An 18,456-nucleotide genomic window follows, 5' to 3' on the forward strand; every position below is an offset into this window, starting at 1 on the left:
AAGTTATAATAGCTGATTGAGACAGATAAAAAATTTATGAATAATCATGATCTTTCTAAGGTGATAAAGTCCTTTGGGCTTGTTTTTGGCGATATTGGGACAAGTCCTATATATACAGTAACAGTTATTTTCCTGTTATTAAAACCGACTGTGTTTAATATAACAGGGATAATATCTTTAATTCTCTGGACATTAACAATACTGGTAACTGTAGAGTATTCATGGCTTGCAATGAGCCTTGGCAAAAAAGGTGAAGGCGGAACCATAGTACTCAGAGAACTACTTACGCCTCTGTTAAAATCAGTAAGAAAAGCAGGCTTTGTCACTCTGCTCACATATATAGGGATTTCCTTACTTATTGGCGATGGAGTTATTACTCCTGCAATCAGTATTTTGTCGGCTGTGGAAGGTTTGAGGCTTGTTCCGGGATTTGCTGATATAAACCAGAATATTCTTATTACGATAGCTGCTATTATTGCAATAGCTTTATTTTGTTTTCAAAAAAAAGGTACGGAAAAAGTTACAAGAGCCTTTGGACCTATTATGGTTTTATGGTTTTTAGCGCTTACTGTTTCGGGATTAATTTCTGTATCTCATTATCCTGAAATATTAAAAGCTGTAAATCCCTATTATGCTGTTAAATTTTTGACTACACAGGGTCTTATGGGATTCTTTGTGCTGTCTGAAGTAATTCTTTGTGCTACGGGAGGAGAAGCCCTTTATGCGGATATGGGGCATCTTGGGAAAAAACCTATTATACAGGCGTGGTCAGTAGTATTTTTTGCGCTTGCAATATGTTATTTAGGGCAGGGCGCTTTTCTTGTCCACAACCCTGAGGCAAAAAATGTTTTATTTGCCATGGTATACAACCAAACACATTTTTTGTATGTGCCTTTTCTCGTATTAAGTATTCTTGCAACGATTATTGCATCTCAAGCTCTTATTAGTGCGATGTTTTCAATAGTTTATCAGGGTATTAACACCAGAATAATGCCTATGTTTAAAGTTGATTACACTTCTCAAGAATTAAGAACACAGATTTATATAGCTACAGTTAACTGGTTTCTCTTATTTTTTGTAGTAATGATTATGTTTCAATTCAAAGAATCAAGCAATTTAGCAGCGGCTTATGGTCTGGCTGTAACAGGAACAATGTCTATTACAGGTATTATGATGTCCTGGATTTTCTTCCTGAAGAAAAATTATTTAAAATTTTCTTTTGCAGTAATTGTTACCATAGTTGATATTATGTTTCTTACGGCAAATATGTTTAAAATCCCGCATGGCGGCTATTGGTCAGTAATTATTGCTTTTATTCCTTTTGCGACAATTTTAATTTACACAAGAGGACAAAGAAAGCTCTATAGCAAACTTCATCCTGTGCCACTTGATAAATTTCTTGTTAAATTTAATGAAATCTATAAAAATGAATGCAAAATTAACGGAGCTGCTTTATTTTTTATAAAAGATATAGACCGAATTCCGCCATATATATACAATACAATCTGCTCAAACAATATAATCTATCAGGAAAATATATTTGTATCTATAAATATTCTGGATGAGCCTTTCGGAATCGATTGCTGTTTTAAGGATGAAGTAACAGAAGGCTTGAAAAATTTTGAAATTCAGGCTGGTTATATGGAACTGCTTGATCTGGAAAAAATACTTCATAATGCAGGAATTCAGGATAAAGTTATATTTTATGGTATGGAAGAAATTATGACTGATAATTTAATATGGAAATTCTTTGTATTAATAAAAAAAGTAACCCCTTCTTTTGTACAGTTCTATTCCATTCCGTCAAGAAAATTGCACGGTGTTGTAACACGTGTAAATATTTAAAAACTGAAATTAAAATGTTTTAATGAATTTTGCAGGAAACTTAATAATGACAGATAATTCCTCATTGGAAAAATATATAGCTTATACTGAAAATTTAAAAGAAAAACTCGATGTCTACTTCAAAGATCAGAAAGAATTTCTTAAGTGCAAGGCAGGCTGTGATATATGTTGCAAATCGTCTTATTATCCCGTATCAAAACTTGAATATGAATATATAAAAATCGGTTTGAGTGAAAATTTTACCGCTGAAGAGAGAGAAAAAATCAATCAAGCAGCAATTAATATTCTTAAAGAAAGAAGAATCTTTATGAAAACAAATCCTAATCTTATGGAGTATGCGTACAGTTGTCCTCTTTTGCTTAATGGTGCTTGTGGAATCTACAAATATAGAGCGTTATTGTGCAGATCTCACGGATTAATTTATAAAGACGTTGATAAACCCAACAAAAATAATGCTCCGCATTGTATGAGTCTCGGATTAAATTATTCTGATGTCTATGATGAAAAAACCAGACAATTTTCTACAGAAAAAGCAATTTCACTCGGCATTAAAGCAACACCAAAAATTTATGATCTTTCATATTCAGTTTTAATGAAAGATGCCGGAGATATAGATTTTGGGGATGTAAGGATGCTCTTTGAGTGGATATTAATGGATATTCCAAACTATGAGGAATTGCTCAAATAACACCACAATGTCTATTTTTTATATATCCTTCCTATTAAATTTGAAAGAAATTTAGAATTTTTCTCTTTGATTATAGTGGGTATGAAGTAATTTATGGGAAGCCTCTCCAAGAGGTTTTCCTAAAAATTCTTCGTAAAGTTTTTGAATATCTGTATTTTTGTGAGATTTCCTTAGTTCTTTTTTTGCATCAATTGCGTACACACTTTGTAATCTGGCTTTAATTCTTTCGATGTCTGTATTTAACGGCTGACCTCCGCCTGCAATACATCCGCCTGCACAGGTCATAATTTCTATAAAGTGATAATCAGCTTCGCCTGATTGTATTTTGTCCATTAATATTCTTGCCTGACCTAATGAACTGGCTACAGCAATTTTAACATCAAGTCCTTTTATGTTAATCGTAGCTTCTTTAACACCATCTAAGCCTCTAACTGCTGTAAAGTCAATATTTTCAAGTTCTTCACCGGTAATTAGAAAGTATGCTGATCTTAAAGCAGCTTCCATTACGCCGCCTGAAGCTGCAAATATATCACCTGCACCTGAAGCTAAGCCAAGCGGGTTGTCAAATTCTGATTCTTCAAGTTTGCTAAAGTTAATGCCGCTTGTTTTAAGTAATTTTGCCAGTTCTCTTGTGGTAAGAACCGCATCAACATCTCTTAAATTGTCGTTTTGAAGCTCCGGTCTTTGTGCTTCGAATTTTTTAGCAGTACAAGGCATTATTGAAACAACATAGATGTCTTTTGGGTCAACTCCTGCTTTTTTAGCCCAATAACTCTTAATTACCGCTCCAAGCATCTGATGAGGAGATTTGCATGTTGACAGGTTCGGAATTAATGACGGATAAAAATGTTCAATAAACTTTATCCACCCAGGTGAACAGGAGGTCATCATTGGAAGAACACCGTTATTTGTTATTCTGTGAACAAGTTCGCTTCCTTCTTCCATAATTGTTAAATCTGCGGCAAAGTCTGTATCAAAAACCTTATTAAATCCGAGTTTTTTAAGTGCTGTTACCATTTTTCCCGTAGAAATTGCGCCTGCTTCCATTCCCATTGCTTCACCGATAGTAACTCTTATAGCAGGAGCAGGTTGGGCGATAACAACTTTTGTAGGATCTTTTAGCGCGGCTCTAACATCTTCGATTGCACATTTTTCGGTTAAAGCGCCTGTTGGACAAACCATAATACATTGTCCGCAGTTTATGCAGGTGGATTCGCCGAGAGCGCAGTTAAAAGAAGGAGCTACAATGCTTTCAAAACCTCTTTTTGTGAATTCAATCGCATTTACGGTTTGAATTTGTTCGCAAACTTTTACGCATTTTCCGCAAAGAATGCATTTATCGGCATCTCTTACAATTGAAGGTGATGATAAATCAATCGGATTATGTCTTTTTCTTCCTTGATAAGGTATTTCAGAAATCCCATATTCTTCGGAAAGATTTTGGAGCGAGCAGAAACCGCTTCTGTCGCATTTTAAGCAGTCTTGCGGATGATTGGCAATCATTAATTCAATAATTGTTTTTCGAGCATCGATTACTCTGTTAGAGTGGGTCTGTATTTTCATTCCTTCTGCAACAGGGTTTGTACAGGATGCTACGAGATTTCTCGCACCTTCGATTTCTACAACACAAATTCTGCAAGCACCTGTAGGTGTGCATTTTTTTAAATGACATAATGTCGGAATATTTATTCCTGCTTGATTAGCAGCATCAAGAATTGTAGTCCCTTTTGATACTTTTATATCATCTCCGTTAATATTTATAGTAACTTTTTGTTCTATATTTACGTTTAATGTTTCCATAACTAAAATTTACCTCTATTATTTCGCTGCTATTGCTTTGACAGGACAAAGCTGTACGCATTGATCACATTTTATACAGACTGCGGTTTGAATTTTATGTGGAGATTTTCTTTCTCCCACAATTGCGCCTGTCGGGCATTTTGTTTTACAAATACTGCATCCGATGCACTTGCTTTCGTTAATTTCATAATTAATAAGGCTTTTGCAGTGTCCTGAAGGACATTTTTCATCATAAATATGCGCGTCATATTCGTTTTTGAAGTATCTTAATGTGCTAAGTACAGGGTTTGGAGCAGTTTGACCCAATCCGCAAAGCGAGGTATCCCTGATAACACCTGCAAGATGTTGTAAATGTTTAATGGCGTCTATTTTTTCCTGTTTATCTATATCTTTGGTAGTAATTTTTTCCAAAAATTCAAACATTCTCATAGTGCCTTCGCGGCAAGGGGTACATTTTCCGCAGGATTCCTTTGTGCAGAATTCCACGAAATATTTTGCCACGTCAACCATACATGTTCCTTCGTCCATAACTACAAGACCGCCTGAACCCATCATTGCGCCTACTGTTTTCAATGACTCATAATCGATTTTTATGTCCAGATGCTCTTCAGGGATACAACCGCCTGAAGGACCGCCTATTTGTACTGATTTGTAATTTTTATTGTCAATAATTCCGTTGCCGATTTCGTAAATTATTTCTCTGAGAGAAATTCCCATCGGTACTTCAACAAGTCCTGCATTATTGATTTTTCCTGTTAAAGCAAAAACCTTTGTGCCTTTTGAAGAGTCAGTGCCGACGCTTGCAAACCATTCACCGCCGTGTCTTAAAACACCGGGAACATTTGCAAGTGTTTCCACGTTGTTAATTACTGTAGGACAGCCAAAAGCTCCGCTTTCTGTAGGGAATGGAGGGCGAGGATTGGGCATCCCTCTTCTTCCTTCTATAGAACCTATTAATGCTGTTTCTTCACCGCATACAAAAGCGCCTGCGCCTTTTTTAATTTTTATTTCAAGGTTATATCCGCTGCCAAGAATATTGTCTCCAAGCAAATTATTTTCTTTAGCCAGTTTTATGGCATTTTCAAGTCTTTCAATCGCTAAAGGATATTCTGCCCTGACATAAATATATCCGTAACTTGCTCCAATAGCGTAAGCAGCTATAGTCATACCTTCCAGAAGGGCAAACGGATCGCCTTCAAGAACGCTTCTGTCCATAAATGCGCCCGGATCTCCTTCATCAGCGTTGCATATCATGTATTTTTTCTGGTTGTCAGGATCTTTAGGGTGGCTTTTGTTTCCGAATTCCCATTTCATTCCTGTAGGGAATCCGCCGCCGCCTCGTCCCCTCAAACCTGATTTTTTAACTTCGTCAATTACTCCTAAAGGCCCTGCGGCAAAAGCTTTTTTTAATCCTTCATATCCTTCGAAATCAAGGTAATCCTGCAATGACTCGGGATTAATATGCCCGCAATTTTTTAACACTAGTCTTCTTTGTTTTTTGAAAAACGGTAATTCATTTATTGAAGGAACTTCATTAAGATCATCTTTGTCTATAGCTTTTTCTGTAGGATATTTCCCGATAATTAATTTGTGATTATTAATATTATCAACAAGGACAGATTTCAATAAACCTTCAACATCTGCTGAGGTAACATCTCCGTATGATAACTTAGGATAATCAGGTTTTGCTATGTCTACAATGATTTCTCTTTTGCAATATCCGACGCATCCTGTGGGAATTATTTCAGCTTCAATATTTAAGTTTTTAATTGTGGTTAAAATAGCTTCAAAAACAGATTTGGCTCCTGCTGCAAGTCCGCAAGTCCCCATCCCAACATAAATTTTAGTTTTATTGCTCATTTTATTCAAATCCTCTCAGATAATTTTCAAATTTTATTAAAATTGACCGTCAGTTATTTTGATTTTCTGTATGTATTAATTAACGAAGTAACATCTTTTTGCTGTAATCTGCCGTAAAATTCTTCATCAATTGTAATAACAGGTGCAATTGAGCAAGCTCCGACACATGCTACAGTCTCAAGAGAGAAAAGTCCGTCCTCAGTAGTTTCACCGGCTTTAATATTTAATTCTGACTCGATTTTTTCAAGAATTTTATCAGAGCCTTTTACGTGACAGGCAGTCCCTCTGCATACTCTTATTATATGAAGCCCTAACGGCACTAATCTGAACTGGTTATAAAATGTTGCTATGCCGTAAACATTACTGGTCGGTACATTTAGGTATTCAGATATGAATATAAGGTTTTCCTTGCTAAGATAGCCATATTTCTCCTGAACATCCTGAAGTAAAGGGATCACATTTTCTCTTTTTTTTGTAAATTTTTCAAAGATTTTTTTAAGGTCTTCAGGTAAATTTTTACTGCTCTGGCTGTTGCAGTTACAATTTGTGCAATTCGACATATTTTTCACCATTCACTAAAAATTTTAACAACATTATTTTTTAGATACCTCAATCGTGATTATGTTCACAATTGAACAATACAATTATAATACAAACTGACAAAATAATTAAACACTTTTTGATTGATATTCTATAATTTTAAAAAAACATTCAGGGCCGCCGCCTATGTGCTTTATCAGTGAGGGAAGACCGTTTGGTTCTTTTCCTACCGAAAAATATGTAATGTCTTTGCGACTATTAATTACCATTTTATAGTCACTTCCCTCAAAACCGGCTATTGAACCAAATTCGTCACCGATAATTAAAATATCTTTATCAGAAATCTTGTTTGGATTTGCCAAATTTTCTAAAATCCATTTTATCGAATCTGTTTTATCTGACACTCCTAATTCTATATGCTTAACATCGCTTGTTATTCGTGCATTTTTGAGTCCCAAAAGTCTTGCATTATTTTCCATTAAGCTAAATGCGCCTTTTATTCCTTCTTTTAAGCCTACGGTTTTTAATTTCTTTTCAGTTTCAACTATTAAGTTGTCAATTTCTGATTTTAAAGGATTTTCCCATTCGGGAATAAGATCCAGTTTTCTGCGATTTAATCGATCATAAATTATTTCCAGCTGTATATTATATTTTGTTTCAATATCATGTTTTGTTTTTTCAGTAATTTTATCAAGCAGTTTATTTTTTTCGGCATTTATATTAAGACGAAAAAGTATAACAGGCTGAGAATTTTGATCAAAACCAAAAACTTCCGAGCCTCTATTAGTGCAGATAAACAGATTTTTTTTGCAAAGTCCTTTTATGTGCGAAGAAAACTGCTTGTCTATATTCTCAAAGTTCGTACCTGTTATAACAACTATATACACTCCGTTATTCAGAAGTTTTTCAAGTGATTCTATAAGTTCGGAAACATCGTCATTTCTGGTATGAACTGCTGTTCCATCCCAGTCAAAAGCAATTATTTTGTAGCTTTTGTTCAATTCTTTATATTTTTCTATGTTACATGCAGATTTTTTCATGTTTAAAATATAAATAGCTTAATAAATCTTTTAAAGCCCTAATTAGATATTTATACCGCTTATAAAAATTAATCGAAAAATGAAAAATATATAACCAAAGAGGTATAGTTTATTAGCTGAGTTTTTTGGAAAAAACCAGGCTTTGCCTGTTTATCGAAAATAAACTCGATTTGTATAAAATATAATATTAAAAAGGTTGATAAATAAACATGAAACCAATAGAACTTCTTGCACCTGCAAAAAATCTTGAGTCAGGAATTGCCGCCATAAAATGCGGGGCAGATGCTGTTTATATCGCAGCTGAAAAATTCGGAGCAAGAATATCCGCAGGTAATTCTCTTGAAGATATTGAACATCTCATTGTTTTTGCGCATAAATATCGTGCAAAAGTTTATATAACAATTAATACACTCCTAAAAGACAGCGAAATCCGACAGGCTTATGAATTAATTCATAAACTTTACCAAATAGGAGCTGATGCAATAATAATTCAAGATATGGGTTTGCTTGAGCTTGATTTGCCTCCTATTCCATTATTTGCAAGCACTCAGGCAAATAACACAACTCCTGAAAAAATAGAATTTCTTGAAAAAATCGGGTTTCAACGAGTGATTTTAGCCAGAGAGCTTTCTTTGGAACAAATTAAAAAAATCAGAAAAAAAACAGGAGTTGATCTTGAATTTTTTATTCATGGCGCGCTTTGTGTTTGTTACAGCGGTCAATGTCAGATGAGCTACGCAATTGGCGGAAGAAGTGCAAACAGGGGAAATTGCGCACAGCCGTGCAGAAAAAAATATTCTTTAGTTGATTCCAAAAATAAAATTATTTCACAGGATAAGCATTTGCTCTCTTTAAAAGACTTAAACCTTTCTGTTTATCTTGAAAATCTTATAAATGCAGGGATTTCTTCTCTCAAAATTGAAGGAAGGCTCAAAGATATAAGTTATATTAAAAACATAGTCAGCTATTACAGACAAAATCTTGATCTTGTTCTTGATAAAAACTCTCTTGTAAAAAGTTCTATCGGAAAAAGTATAATAAGCTTTTCGCCTAATCCGAATAAAACTTTTAACAGAGGGTATTCAGAGTATTTTCTTAATGAAAGATCTGGAAAAATTTCTTCTGTAAACACACCTAAATCAATGGGAGAAGAAATTGGAAAAATTGATTTTGTAGGAAAAGATTATTTTACTATTTCCAAAAACATAAAACTGAATAATGCCGACGGGATTTGCTTTTTTGACAAAAATCTTGAGCTTAAGGGAACAATAATAAATAAAGTTATTGAAAATAAAATTTTCCCCGATGACATAAAAGAGATTCAGCCCAACACTTTTATTTACAGAAACCTTGATCATGAATTTTTGAAAACTCTTAAAAATTCAAAAATAGAAAGAAAAATAGGTGTAAATCTTTATTTATCTCAAGAAAATGAGGATTTGATTTTTGTAGCAATAGATGAAGAAGGTGCAAAGGCTCAAATCAGCCTGAAAAATAATTTTGATACAGCACAAAACAAAGAAAAAGCCTTAGAAACACTGGAAAAACAACTGTTAAAATTAGGGGAAACAGATTTTTACGCTGATTCTATTGAAATAAATCTTAAAGAAGCTTATTTTATACCTGTAAAAGAAATTAACGAAATACGAAGGCAGCTCATAAATAAGCTGGAAGAAGAAAGAAGTGAGTTACATCAGCAGCAAAAAATTAAAATAGAAAAAAATAACTTTCCGTATCCCGATAAAAAGCTTGATTACTTCGGAAATGTTTTGAATAAACACGCAGAAGTGTTTTATAAGAGGCATTGTGTTGAAGAAATTCAGTCTGCTGCTGAATCAGGATTGGACATGACGGGTAAAAAAGTTATGACAACAAAATATTGCCTTAAGCATCAATTTAATATTTGCCCAAAAGTTAATTTACAGTCAGATCATTCAGAGCCGCTTTATCTTATTGATGAAAATAAGCATGAATATGAGCTTAAATTTAACTGTGCAAAATGCGAAATGGAAATTTATTTCTGATAATTTTGACTTAAATACTCGAATAGCTAAATCGCCAAAATCTTCATTGCGAGCGCAGCGAAGCAATCTATAATAAACAAAATGGATTGCTTCGTCGAGTCTAAAGCCTCTCCTCGCAATGACGTGTAAATTAAATTAGCAATTCAAATTTAAACTTCTACTGAATTAACGGAAGTTTTTTCGGGTTTTTGGACGGAGACGGATTTGGATTCACTTATATGCGTGCGGCATGACATTAATTGTTTACGCATTTCAGGGTCGAGTCCGTTATCGTTTATAAGTTTTTCTATAAAACCGCTGTTTAATTTAAATGATCTTTCATGAAGTCCTGCAGCATCTACGATATCTTTTATTTTTTCCGAATCGTAGCTATAAGAAGGTCTTGAATAACTTACAAGAGTTTCGCCTGATACAGCTCTGATTTCTTTGCCGTTTTCTTCAAAATGAACCTTAAAGATGGATTTAATATCGGCCATTTCTGCCTGAAGCATTTGAATAGTATGTTGAACCCTCAGATATCTTTCCATAAGATATTCAATATTGTTTAATTGCGATAACTGCCAGTTTCTTTTTTTGTCATAAAAAATCTTTAAATGAGGATAAACATAAGCTAATCCTTTTGCGTCTGCCATCGCTCTGTGTCTTAGAGGGAAATCAATATTAAATCTGTTCATTAATGATTCAAGACCATGCGACGGGTCATCTGGAAAAACTTCTTTGTACATTTGATAAGTGTCAATTCTGTGGTTTTTTACGGTATTTCCGTAAAGGTCTTCGCATGCTCTGTTTATGAAACTGTAATCAAATATTACATTATGTCCGACAATAGGATAATCCTGAATAAAATCCAGTATTTTAGGCATTACTTCTTCAATTGTCGGTGCATCTTCCACCATTTCCGGTGTTATATGGTGAATGCTTATGCTTGATGACCTGATTTCTTGTTTTGGGTTAACCAGTGTTTCGAATTCTTCAGTAATCACATTGTTTACGAGTTTTACCGCAGCAAATTCGATTATTTTTTCTCTTTTATAATCCAGACCTGTTGTTTCTATGTCCAGTACTATCTTAATATCCTGATTTTCTAAATTCATAATAAAATTCTTTACCACACGCTCTTTTAATAGAATGATACCACATTTACAAAAATTTGCGCATTATTGGCAAGTTGTTTTCGTATTATTATATGTTTCAATAAATAATCTAAAGGAGGTCTTAATAATGGATAAAAAAAGTGTTTTGAAATTAACCGGATCAATCTTAATTTGTCAAAGTGCAGGTATAATCGGCAGTTTTGCGACAGGAGAAAAAGCTTTAACGTGGTATAATTCTCTGAACAGACCCGAGTTTAGTCCTCCAAATTGGCTTTTTGCACCTGTATGGATAATTTTATATTTATTAATGGGCATATCATTGTTTATGGTTTTAAAAACGGAAAATTGTTCCGGGAAAAAGCACGCTTTAATAATATTTGGTATACAGCTTTTCTTAAATGCCTTATGGCCTCCGGTATTTTTTGGACTCAAATCTCTTATGGGCGGATTTTTTGTTATAGTTTTGCTTTTGGTCTTTGTATTTATAACTTTTTATAAATTTTATAAAATAAGTAAAGTAGCAAGTTATTTATTGATTCCTTATATATTCTGGGTCAGCTTTGCGTCAGGTTTAAACTTGTCGGTATGGCTGTTAAATTCTTAGAGTTTATCTTACTCTAATTGCAAGTTAATTTTCTTCTTGTCATGTTGAGCAAAGCGAAATATCTGTCCCTTTTGGGTTTTAAGCCCAAAACAGATTGCCACGTCAGCTCTTCGAGCTTCCTCGCAATGACAGCTTGATTAATTTATTTAGCAATTGGAGTTATCTAGCAATTCAAGTTATCTTGTTAAAAATATAAAAAAAGAGCCGCTTATATAAGCGGCTCTTTTTCTTGTGTAATTTTTTTATTTTTTTGTACTATAAAGATTTGCAACTTCGGGGTTGATTGATAACCAGGTAAGTGAAGCCGCTTTTTCTTCGGCATCTTCAGGCAAATTAGTGATAAAAGTTCCGCCGTATCTTCCTCTGGAAAATTTTACGATATCTTGTTCGGAAAGTCTTTGCAGGGCTTTTCTTATGGTGTTGCTGCTTACTTTAAGATCAAGAGCCAGTTTTCCCATTGCAGGAAGTTTATCATCAAGCCTATAATTTTCTTTAATATATTGTTTAAGGTGAATTTCAACTTTTTCGTAGTTGTAAAGGCTTGCTTGGAAAGCAGGTGCGAATATTTCACTTTCTTTACCGGTCATTAATTGTTTGTCTGACGGTAAACGCAAAATAAATGTGCCGTATCTGCCTCTTTTTGATTGAAGAATGCCTTGTTCAACAAGTCTTTTCATTGCATCATGAACAGTTTTTATGCTTACTTTTAATGTATCAGCGAGTTCATAATGAGAAATTAATTTATCACCGATTTTGTAACCTTGAACTATAAGTTCTTTAAGATCCCTTTCCACTTGGTCTACAAGTGTATCAGTATCAACTTCGTTTGATGCTTCCAGTTCGACTTCAGAGATTTGAGGTAATGCTTTAAGTCTCCAGGTTGATTTGTTTCCTTTCAATCCTTTTGATTCAATTATGTCAATATTTGAAAGATATTCAAGCGCTAATCTTGTAGTGTTTGGTGCGCTTCCAATGATTTTTGACAATTCTCTCGAAGAAGGAAGCAGATCGCCTAATTCATATCTGTTTTGGAAAATTAATTTTTTTAATGCTTCAATGGCGTTTTCTCTTTTTGAGGTTTGTTTTCTTAATTCTTTTTCAGGATTGTTTCTATCACATATAAATGTGCCGATACGTTGTTTTGATTCAACATAGCCAAGGTCTTCAATAAGCCTGATTGCTGTTTGAACTGTACCTATACTTAAATTTACTTTGCCTGCAATAATATTTTTTTGAGGTAATAACTGGTTTGCTCTGATTTTATCTTCTTTTAAGCCTGTATTAATCCAGTTAACAAGCCAATCTGCAAGAATACTGTCTTTTGTTTTTTCAGAATTCCTGAAATCAGGAAGTTTATCAGGCAATGCAGATATATCTATTCTTAGCAGGTTTGATTTCTTAATATTTTTCTTATTATCAAGACCTAATAATTCTTCCGCGTTTCCCGAGTTTTCTTGAGTCCATAATGCTTCGCTCATAATTATCTTCCTTTCCTCCTGCCGTATTCAAAACTACAATTCTAAATTTCTAACTAAATAACAAAATAATTAATAAATCGTTTAATATTTTCCCTTATTAATATTAAAACAATAATTTAATAAAAATTGCTTAAGTTGAAAAAAATAATAATTAAAATATGTTAAATTATTTAAACAATGATTAAAAACATTGTTATAACTGCAATTTCAAAGATTAAAGATTTTGTTATTATTATTAAGATTTATAAACTCTTATATTAAATAATCAACTACATGTCAAAAAGTCATGTTTAAAAACAGTAATTAATGGATTAAAGTCATGTATCTTCTTTAATTTTATTCTTGAAAAGGTTTTGTTAAACAAAAAAAAACCTCCAAGGGGGTTTAGAGGTTCTAGTTCAAAATAGAGAGTTAGAGGTCATATTTTTATTATGAAATTATTATAATTCTAAAATTATTTAAACGGTATATTTTTAAGCGTAATATTTACACTTATTCACAATAGGGTAAAAAATACACTTAATATGTTTTTATTATTAAATTGTTTTAATGATTCTTAATATATAAGGAATAAAAAGCAATTTTGTATATAGAGAATACTTTAACTAAGAGGAAGAATCGTTATAGAATTAAGGAGAGGCAAAAATGTCATTTTCAAGAATAATAGCAGGATCTATTAAACATAAGTCCACGCTGGCAGGGAAAAGCGTAGCTGCATACACAAAAAAAACAGCAGTTCAGACAATTATCAGTACTGACAAAGTTGTCGATAATCTTAAAATTCCTGATGGAGTTCCGGATGTAATAAAAAATTTAGTTAATAAAGTTACAAAAAAATATCCTGAAGTTAAATTTGAAATAGAAAAATACACAGAAATACCTAAAGGTCTTGATGGAACGAGCTTGCTTTACCCTTTTAAGGTAATCGCCAAGAATGAAGAAGGCACCAGAGTAGCAGCAAGTGAGATGTTTAGATGGTTTGATGATCAAATAAAAAAAGCGGGAACTTCAGGTATTAATTCATGTAAAGAGACTCTTGGAGAACTTGTTGAAACTATTGCAAGAAATGTAACCAGACCTCTCAGGAATAATTTGACACAGACAGAGGTAGAGAACGGCTATAAAAAAGGCTATTCACAAGTTAAATCTAAATTACAAGGGGCTTGGAGCAATTATATGCAATCAGAAAAAGAATTTTCTGCATTATCAATGGAAAGTTATCTCAGGTACATAACTGAACATGATAAGCCTTCACCATTTATTTTTCCAAAAAAGTAAAGAAATCAAATTATGAATTTAATAAATAATTAAAACAGCCTTCCCCATGTGTTCTATAAAGAAATTTTTGTGTGTGCTATAAAGTAGTACATACCGCTTTAAAAATAAATTTTGGATTATAACAACCGACAAAAAAGCGGTATTCGATAGTAGGAGCGTTATTTTCGGAAACGATGAGTTTTCGAAAATATAAACTCATTTTATTTTAACTAAATTCGAAGCGTGGATTTTTTTAATGAGTACTTTGAAAATCAATTCTAAAACTATTATTTGTTTATTATCTATAGCACTTTTTGCAAGCGGAGGAGTTGCTGTTAGCCAGCAGCAAACCGTTAATATTCTTTCGCAGAATCAACCTGATTATGTTTCAAGCATTAATCAAAATGACGTTGAACTGAAAATTAATGATGAAAATAAACTTAAAATCAACGTAACGGAACCAGTTAAACAGATTGACGGTCAGCTGTTCAAATCCAAAGACGAAATGATGAGCCAGTATTTTCAAGTTCAGAAAAAAATGGATATAGATGATATTAAAGTTCTCTGGGAATCAACTATAGACAGAAATCCTATAATTAAGTTTGCGCTAAAAAAATTAGCCATGCCGGCTGAACAAAGAAGAGTGCATTCTTCAATAATGGCAAAAACGGTAAGTACTTTAATAAGCGGAGCATCAATTTTGCCGGGATTATTGGGTGCTGATCCCCTGACTTCAAGTGCCTCATCAGCGGCAGGAACTCTTGCCGGCAGAGTGATTTCTTCAAAAGAAAGACCCAAACAATTTCCTTTGACTGATACGGAATTAATACATCTTGCCAGACTTGTCGAAGATTTGCAGGACAGAACGATTAAAAATTACTATGAATATAAAAGCGGACTCGAGTCCTTAAAGACAGCCAGACAAGAAGTCTTAAAACAAAATATGGCATATTCTGTTGCTTTTCGAGCTAAAGACCCATTGGCATTAATGGCAGCTAAGGCTTTATATGATAATGCAATTAAGGATGAAATGGATTTAAAGCAGGAAGTCAAGACTCACAGGCTTGAATTAGAGAGACTTGCAGGAACCGATACACTAAATAACCTTACTTTAGGTAAAATTTTGATTTCTGATATCAAAGAAAAACCGGTGGCTCTTCTTCAACCTGTAGCTAATTTAAATACAAACAATTATTCGGATAAAAGCGTCAGGGAATTAGCACAGGAAACCGGTTCTGAGTTGGATCAGGATAAAAAAGACATGGTCTCGGATCTTAATATTCTCTGGAATTCTGCGGTGGAAAAAAATGAAACGATAAGATTTGCTATTTTGAAACTTTCAAATCCCGACGGAAAAATTGAAAAAACAAGTGCGGTCAAAAAAATACTTTCTCCCCTGGCAAGTGTGGCCTCTATTATTGGAGTCGGTGCAGGCGATACTGTAACTGCTACAACTACACTTTTGAGCGGAAGCATGTTGAATTCACTTCTTTCTTCTGATAATGCAGAATTAAATGCCCATCTCTCTAAAGTTACAGATTCTGATTTGGTATTATTGGCTCAGGAAACAGATAATCTTCAGTTAAAGCTTGTTAACTTGTATTGTAATTATATAGGGGCATTATCAAATCTGAATTTTTCTGATCAAGTTTTAAAAAACAGAAAAAAATATTATGAATCGGTGCAAAAAAATTCACCTGATCTTAAGGCAGTTGCAGATGTGTTCTACAGAGAATCAATCGCAGATCAATACAAATCAAGACAAAAAGTCCTTAGTGCAAGAATTTCACTCGAGCAATTTGTAGGAAATGAAGCGTTAATTTCTGTAGATAAAAGTCTTAAACAAAGATTATCAATTGCACCCTGAAAATAAACATGAAATAACTCGAGTCGCCAATTAATTAAAATTATTGCAAATATTGATTTTTGAGAATGTCATCCTGAGCAAAGCGAAGGATCTGTCCAATTTATGATTTTAGCTAAAAATGCTTACTGGACAGATTCTTCGGGTTAAAACCCTCAGAATGACAATTCGTAAAAATAAATTAATTGGCGACCGGGATGAAATAGCTGATCTTGTTTAAAATATATAGAATAAAAAGCAGTTTTGAAGATATGTTAAGTTAAAGTTTTTGGAATGTTAACTTTTACTAATGCTATTATGGTAAAAATATAGTATAAATTTGAGTTTATATAACTAATTAGGCATGTTTATGTTTTTTGTGGATTTAATATCCTGGATAATATTAATATATTTAACATATTTTATAGTTTATAACATTGTTATTATTTATAATTCTTCGAGAGGAAGATTGTTTGATGTTGCCAAAAAAGACTATCTGGCAAAGTTTCAGCAAAACTTAACAGTTGTAATCTATTCGCACAACAATTCTAACAAAGTTAAAGAGCTTATAGAATCACTAAATAAACAAGATTATGAAAGATATAAATATTCAATAAATATCCTGCTTGATAATTGCAATGATGAGAATACAAAACTTCTTGAAATAATAGGCGGAACAAAATTATGGCGAATGAGTACGGATGTTAAACCCCTAGGCAAATTTAAAGCACTAAGCTGGCTCTTTGAAAGGATTTTGGCATGCGAAAATACTAATGCTTTTGTGTTTTTAGATGCAGAAAGTCGAATAAAAAGTGATTTTCTTCAAAAAGTTAATGCGTCTGTTCATTACAATCCTGTCATTGTCGGAGAAGTTTTATATAAGAAGAACAATTTTTTAAACAGAATATTAAATTTCAGAAATAAACTAAAAAACAGAATTATAAGACATGGAAGATTTTATTCTTCTCTTGGAAATACGATTGATTCGGATCTTTTTATTATAAGACAGGAAATCCTCGAAAAAATCAAATTCAAAAAAACAGAATACGGTTTTGAAGAATATGAATATTCAATTAACTTAAAAAATAATGAAATTCCTGTTTTATATTCAAATGAAATAACAGTAACAAAACCTGTTAATGAAACTTTAAAAAGCATTGCAAAAAAAGATTATGAAAGAAGATATAAAGGCTTAATTACTCTGAAAAATAATCTTCCGCTTTTATTTTCAAGCTCTAATATTGGTGTAAAAGAACTTATTCTCTCACATATCTATCCGTCAAATACAATTTTTGTATTATGGACTGCTGCGTTGATGTTTATTTATAAAATTTATCCTGTAACTTCTTTTTCGCAGACAGTAAGTTTTAAATATCTTGTCTGTCTTTTGGCTTCTAAGTTCGTAGTAGACGCCTATTCCATGATTACGGCAAGATGCGGGTTTAATGATTACAAAAATGCTTTTGCACTATTTTTTATTACTCCTGTATTGTATGTGAAATCCGTATTTAAAGGTTTTTTGTCAAATTCTCAACCAAAACCTATTAAGAAAAAAAACAAAAAAGTAATAGCAGAAACTTTAAACTATGATAAAAACACAGTAAATGCCACGATTACAAATGGGAGAAAAGAACTTCCATGTAAGCTTGAGATTGTAAAAACAGATGAATATTCTCAGGTGGTTTTTATTTTCAATAATAAGAGGCTTAGTTCCTCCAAACAGCCCCGCATTAATTATGCTGTCGAAGAAATTATAGGAAAACTTAGAAGTCACGGATTTGCGCTAAAAATTTGCGCAAACTGCGGATATTTTTACATGCCGGAATCTATAATATCGCATTCTGACGGTGAACAGGGATATTGCCTTTATAATAATTTCAAAAACGCCTCAAAAGAAAAGGAATACGCCTATATTTGGGATGGATGTTTAAATATAATTCCCTTTCAGGCAAAAAATTATATTCTTCAGCAGTTGGGTGTTGAAAATAATAAAACAAGAACTTAGAAGCTTTCTTGTGAAAATTTTGACAGCAATCCCAATATAAGCCCTCAAAGCTTAAATATTTTAATTATTATGAAATTATTAATTTAATCAATAAATTCATATTGCAGGTATATAATTAGTATATCCAAAACACTTGTTGTAAAAATAATTATCTTTCTTATTATATTTTGTATAAGACAGGTTTAAAAGAAAGGAAGCAAAAATGAATCAATCTAACACAAGTTAATAAAGCTTATTTTTAAACAAGTCAAAGTAATTTAAATCTTGAGGTTAAGACTAATGAGTGAGCGGATAGACGGCATATTGTTTGATGTAAAAGAATCTATAGATGATTTTGGTAATGAAATAAAATTATTAATGGCGGAAGTCAAATTATTA

General features: G+C 32.8%; 13 protein-coding genes. 7 read left to right on the forward strand and 6 right to left on the reverse strand.

Annotated elements, in window-relative coordinates:
• Window positions 1–36 precede the first annotated feature (36 nt).
• Together WCG23_06425 and WCG23_06430 are read left to right on the forward strand one after the other, a co-directional pair.
• Entirely contained in the window at window positions 37–1,845 is a 1,809-nt protein-coding gene (locus WCG23_06425) for a KUP/HAK/KT family potassium transporter (GenBank protein ID MEI8389505.1), read from the forward strand.
• Window positions 1,846–1,891: 46 nt separating this feature from the next.
• Window positions 1,892–2,533 (forward strand): hypothetical protein, encoded by a 642-nt coding sequence (locus tag WCG23_06430; protein MEI8389506.1) that lies wholly within the window; start codon window positions 1,892–1,894, stop codon window positions 2,531–2,533.
• A 51-nt stretch (window positions 2,534–2,584) separates the two neighbouring features.
• Here the strand turns inward: WCG23_06430 and WCG23_06435 are convergent, their stop codons facing one another.
• The 4 genes from WCG23_06435 to WCG23_06450 form a co-directional block, all read right to left on the reverse strand.
• Window positions 2,585–4,333, reverse strand: coding sequence for an NADH-dependent [FeFe] hydrogenase, group A6 (locus WCG23_06435; protein ID MEI8389507.1), 1,749 nt, complete (start codon window positions 4,331–4,333; stop codon window positions 2,585–2,587).
• An 18-nt stretch (window positions 4,334–4,351) separates the two neighbouring features.
• Entirely contained in the window at window positions 4,352–6,193 is a 1,842-nt protein-coding gene (gene nuoF, locus WCG23_06440) for an NADH-quinone oxidoreductase subunit NuoF (protein ID MEI8389508.1), read from the reverse strand.
• A 53-nt stretch (window positions 6,194–6,246) separates the two neighbouring features.
• Window positions 6,247–6,753: an NADH-quinone oxidoreductase subunit NuoE gene (nuoE, locus tag WCG23_06445; protein MEI8389509.1), complete on the reverse strand. Its 507-nt coding sequence runs from the start codon at window positions 6,751–6,753 to the stop codon at window positions 6,247–6,249.
• A 108-nt stretch (window positions 6,754–6,861) separates the two neighbouring features.
• Window positions 6,862–7,773: an HAD hydrolase family protein gene (locus WCG23_06450; GenBank protein MEI8389510.1), complete on the reverse strand. Its 912-nt coding sequence runs from the start codon at window positions 7,771–7,773 to the stop codon at window positions 6,862–6,864.
• Between the two features lie 209 nt (window positions 7,774–7,982).
• Between WCG23_06450 and WCG23_06455 the strand changes: the two genes are divergently transcribed.
• Window positions 7,983–9,797, forward strand: coding sequence for a U32 family peptidase (locus WCG23_06455; protein MEI8389511.1), 1,815 nt, complete (start codon window positions 7,983–7,985; stop codon window positions 9,795–9,797).
• Between the two features lie 149 nt (window positions 9,798–9,946).
• Here WCG23_06455 and WCG23_06460 read toward each other — a convergent pair whose 3' ends face one another.
• Complete coding sequence (locus WCG23_06460) at window positions 9,947–10,891, reverse strand: 3'-5' exonuclease (GenBank protein MEI8389512.1); 945 nt, start codon at window positions 10,889–10,891, stop codon at window positions 9,947–9,949.
• A 127-nt stretch (window positions 10,892–11,018) separates the two neighbouring features.
• On the opposite strand from WCG23_06460, the gene WCG23_06465 reads away from it, so the two are divergent.
• The gene (locus WCG23_06465) at window positions 11,019–11,495 is read left to right on the forward strand and encodes a TspO/MBR family protein (protein MEI8389513.1); all 477 of its coding nucleotides are present in this window, start codon (window positions 11,019–11,021) and stop codon (window positions 11,493–11,495) included.
• 242 nt (window positions 11,496–11,737) lie between these two features.
• On the opposite strand, the gene WCG23_06470 is transcribed toward WCG23_06465, so the two are convergent.
• On the reverse strand, window positions 11,738–12,973 hold the full coding sequence (locus WCG23_06470) for a GntR family transcriptional regulator (GenBank protein ID MEI8389514.1): 1,236 nt from the start codon (window positions 12,971–12,973) through the stop codon (window positions 11,738–11,740).
• Between the two features lie 645 nt (window positions 12,974–13,618).
• Here WCG23_06470 and WCG23_06475 point away from each other — a divergent pair.
• From WCG23_06475 to WCG23_06485, 3 genes are all read left to right on the forward strand, one after another.
• Entirely contained in the window at window positions 13,619–14,251 is a 633-nt protein-coding gene (locus WCG23_06475) for a hypothetical protein (GenBank protein MEI8389515.1), read from the forward strand.
• Window positions 14,252–14,486: 235 nt separating this feature from the next.
• The gene (locus WCG23_06480; protein MEI8389516.1) at window positions 14,487–16,097 is read left to right on the forward strand and encodes a hypothetical protein; all 1,611 of its coding nucleotides are present in this window, start codon (window positions 14,487–14,489) and stop codon (window positions 16,095–16,097) included.
• Window positions 16,098–16,443: 346 nt separating this feature from the next.
• Window positions 16,444–18,078, forward strand: coding sequence for a glycosyltransferase family 2 protein (locus tag WCG23_06485; GenBank protein MEI8389517.1), 1,635 nt, complete (start codon window positions 16,444–16,446; stop codon window positions 18,076–18,078).
• Window positions 18,079–18,456: the final 378 nt, after the last annotated feature.

The organism is bacterium, assembly GCA_037147175.1.
Lineage (GTDB): Bacteria > Cyanobacteriota > Vampirovibrionia > Gastranaerophilales > UBA9971 > UBA9971.